This is a genomic window from Micromonospora sp. NPDC005197 (genome assembly GCF_040608295.1).
Classification (GTDB): Bacteria; Actinomycetota; Actinomycetes; order Mycobacteriales; family Micromonosporaceae; genus Micromonospora.
Map to the genome: position 1 here is coordinate 1 of NZ_JBEXHY010000237.1, position 3,571 is coordinate 3,571.

Annotated in this window: 4 protein-coding genes; 3 read left to right on the top strand and 1 reads right to left on the bottom strand. The window is 75.5% G+C overall.

The genetic code is table 11. From position 1 onward, the window contains the following. Nucleotides 1–113 precede the first annotated feature (113 nt). Entirely contained in the window at nucleotides 114–551 is a 438-nt protein-coding gene (locus ABZU46_RS31325) for a DUF6223 family protein (protein ID WP_354863305.1), read from the bottom strand. 215 nt (nucleotides 552–766) lie between these two features. On the opposite strand from ABZU46_RS31325, the gene ABZU46_RS31330 reads away from it, so the two are divergent. The 3 genes from ABZU46_RS31330 (at nucleotide 767) to ABZU46_RS31340 (ending at nucleotide 3,536) form a co-directional block, all read left to right on the top strand. Further along, a complete protein-coding gene (locus ABZU46_RS31330; RefSeq protein WP_354863306.1) occupies nucleotides 767–1,885 on the top strand; it encodes a histidine kinase in 1,119 nt (372 codons plus the stop codon). After that, nucleotides 1,882–2,544, top strand: a complete 663-nt coding sequence (locus ABZU46_RS31335; RefSeq protein ID WP_354863307.1) for a response regulator transcription factor — start codon at nucleotides 1,882–1,884, stop codon at nucleotides 2,542–2,544. The genes ABZU46_RS31330 and ABZU46_RS31335 overlap by 4 nt, the downstream gene beginning before the upstream one ends. Nucleotides 2,545–2,627: 83 nt before the next feature. Beyond that, nucleotides 2,628–3,536 carry a hypothetical protein gene (locus ABZU46_RS31340; RefSeq protein WP_354863308.1) on the top strand — a complete coding sequence of 303 codons (909 nt, stop codon included), beginning with the start codon at nucleotides 2,628–2,630 and terminating at the stop codon, nucleotides 3,534–3,536. Nucleotides 3,537–3,571 lie beyond the last annotated feature (35 nt).

Consider the following 3,571-nt stretch of genomic DNA (forward strand, 5'->3'; position numbering starts at 1 on the left):
CCAGTTCCACATGGCCTGCGGGTCGGCCTGCCAGGCTTGCCAGCACATCGGGTCCGCCGCGCCCCCCCCGCCCCCCCCGCCGCCCCCCCGGGGCGCGGCCCCGCCCCCCCCGCTCAGCCGCGGGTGCGGCTGAGCGCCAGTCCGCCGAGGCCCAGGGCGGCCAACCCCACCACCAGGGCCACGTACGCCCCGCCCCGACCGTTACCGGTGCCGATCCCGCCGTCGGAGGTCGCCACCACCAGCGCGCCGAGGCCCACACCGAGCAGTCCCGACGCGAGGGCCACCACGGCGCCGAGTGTGCCGTTGCCGGTACCGACGCGACTGGCCGGTCGGGCCAGGGCCACCGCGCCGACGATCACCCCCGCCAGGGCCAGCAGACCACCCACGCTCGCCCCGAGCCGCCCGGCGCTCATGGTGGTGACGGTGGCCGCCAACGGCTGGGCGGAGGTGTGGGCGGCGGCCGGCGCGGCGAGCCCGAGACCCCCGAGCAGGGCGGACGCGGCAGCGGTGAACACCAGCCGCGCCGCCGACGTGTTTCCTGACCGGAACATGCGCATCTCCTTCTCGGACGTCGTGGTTGCCGTTCGATCGTGTCGCCGCGTCGGCCGCCGGTCGTCCGGCCGCCGGAGGCTTTTCGCGCTGCCACTGTGGGCGCAGGCGACTGCCGCGTACGGCGTGCGTGCCGCGCGTCTACCGCGGACGTGGTAGTCGCCGGTCGTTCGCGCGCAGGAGTCGCTCGGGGCGTACCTCGGGCTAGGGTGCGCCCATGAGCACAGGGCGTGCCGGTGTCCGGGACTGGGCCATCGCCGTCGGCGTGGCGGCGGTGCTGCTGGTCGCCGGGCTGTCCGCGGACCGGTCCACCCTCGACAGCGACCTGCTGGGTTATCCGCTGCTGGCCGCCGGTGGTCTGGCGCTGGCGGCGCGCCGTCGGTGGCCCGTCGCCGTCCTGGCCGTCACCGGGCTGTGCGCCGTGGGGTACCAGGCGGTCGGTTTCGACGTGCCGGCCGTCGCCTTCCTGTTCGCGGTGTACACCGGTGTGCGGGCCGGCCACCGCGTCGTCACGGTCGTCGCCGCCGTGCTGATGCTTGTCGCTCTGCCCCTCACGGCTCTCGCCCCGCCGCAGGACCTGCCGCTGGGCGAGGCGCTCGCACGGGCCCGGGGCGCGCTCGAGGTGGCGTGGCTGATCGCCGCAGGCGCCGCCGGTGAGGCGTTGCGGCAGGCCGAGCGGCGGGCCGACGAGGCCGAGCGCACCCGGGAGGAGACCGCGCGCCGCCGCGCCGACGAGGAGCGGCTGCACATCGCGCGGGAGCTGCACGATTCCCTCACCCACCAGATCTCGATCATCAAGGTGCAGGCCGAGGTGGCCGTCCACCTGGCCCGCCGACGCGGCGAGGCGGTGCCGGAGGCGCTGCTGGCGATCCGGGAGGCCGGCCGTGAGGCGAGCCGGGAGTTGCGCGCGACCCTGGAGGCCCTGCGGGACGACGGCAGGAACCCGCCGCGCGGCCTCGAACACCTGCCGGAGTTGGTGCAGCGGGCCCGGATGGCCGGGCTGGACGCGACGTTGACGGTCGAGGGCGAACGACAGGCCGTGCCGGCGGCGGTGGACCGGACGGCCTACCGGATCGTGCAGGAGTCCCTCACCAACGTCGCCCGGCACGCCGCCGCGGCCACGGCGTCGGTCCGCGTCGACTACCGTCCGGACGCCCTCGCGATCCGCGTCGACGACGACGGCACGGCCACGCTGGCCACCGTGCCAAAGCCCGGAGTCGGGCTGCTCGGGATGCGCGAACGGGTCACCGCCCTGGGCGGTCGCCTCCACGCGGCGCCGCGGGACGAGGGTGGCTTCACCGTCCACGCGGAACTTCCCGTCGGTCCGCCCGGATGATCCGCGTCCTGCTGGTCGACGACCAGGCGCTGCTGCGCAGCGGCTTCCGCGCGCTCCTCGACATCGAGGACGACATCGAGGTGGTGGCCGAGGCCGCCGACGGCCGGGAGGGGGTCGCCCTCGCCCGGCGTCACCTGCCCGACATCGCGCTCATCGACATCCAGATGCCGGTGCTGGACGGCATCGAGGCGACCCGGCTCATCGCCGCCGACCCGGCCCTGGCCGGGGTGCACGTCGTGATCCTGACCAACTACGGCCTCGACGAACACGTCTTTCACGCGCTGCGCGCCGGCGCCGCCGGCTTCCTCGTCAAGGACATCGAGCCGGAGGACTTCCTGCATGCCGTACGCGTCGCCGCGCGGGGTGACGCGCTGCTCGCGCCGTCGATCACCCGCCGGCTCATCGACCGGTACGTCGCCGAGCCGCGCCACCTGCGGGCCCCGACCGGCCTGCGGGAGTTGACCACCCGGGAACGCGAAGCCGTCGTCCTGGTCGCCCAGGGCCTGTCGAACGACGAGATCGCCACGCGGATGGTGATCAGCTCACTGACCGCCAAGACCCACATCAACCGGGCCATGGCCAAGCTGCACGCCCGCGACCGCGCCCAACTCGTGGTCGTCGCGTACGAGTCCGGCCTGGTGGCCCCGCGCCAGGACTGACCCTCGGCGGCTCGCCGCGGACCAGGGGCTGCGAGCGGGCTTGCCGCGCGGGGTCCGGTCCGGCGCGTGCCATGATTGCGCCCATGGGCAAGCAGCAGCACGTCGGCGGGGCCGACCGGGACAGCGGGTCGGGCACGGCGGCCGACCGTCCGATCGGTGATGGGGCGGACGCGCGGCTCGCCGTCGCACACGACCCCACAACGCCACAGATGACCCTCATCGACCTGGCGTCCGACGCGTCGGTCGCGGTCCGCAAGGCGGTCGCGGCCCGGCCGGACGCGCCCGCGCAGGCCCTGCGGTCGTTGACCCGCGACCATGATCGTCATGTCCGGGAGGCCGTGGCGCGCAATCCCGCGACCTCGGTCGGCAATCTCCTGCGTCTGGTCAAGGACGCGGACCGGTGGGTCCGCTGGGCCGTCGCCGGCAACCCGGCCTGCGACGAGTCGGTCCGCCGGGTGATGGCAGCCGCACCCGACAAGGAGCTTCGGGGCCTGCTCGCCGAGACCCGCGAGTTGGAGCCCGAGCTGGCGGCCCAGCTGGTCGACGACGTCTCACCCGAGGTGCGGGAACGACTCGCCACGCACACCCACGATCCGGACGTCATCGTCGCCCTGCTGGCCGACCGCACCGTCCGCGTCCGCAAGGGGCTCGCCCGCAACCCGCGGACCACCGCCGCGCAGCGCAGCGCCCTGGCCAGGGACCCGGCGGTCGACGTGCGGGCCGCGCTGGTCCGCGCGCTGGAGCTGGACGAGGAGGATCTGGCGGCCCTGGTCGACGACCGTTCGGTGCAGGTCCGGCTGGCGATGGCCACGTCGGAGATCATCCCGGCGCACGTCCGGCGGACGCTCGAAGGCGATCCCGACGACATGGTGGCCGCCGCGGCACGGGACTTCCGCCCCGGAGCCGGCAGCTCCCCGGTGGTGCGGGCTCCCCGCATCGGTTCCCGGCGCTCCGGCACCGGCCCGGGCCGCCCGGGCCGCGCCGCGCGCTGAGGCCGGGTCGTGCTGAGGTCGCGCCGCGCGCTGAG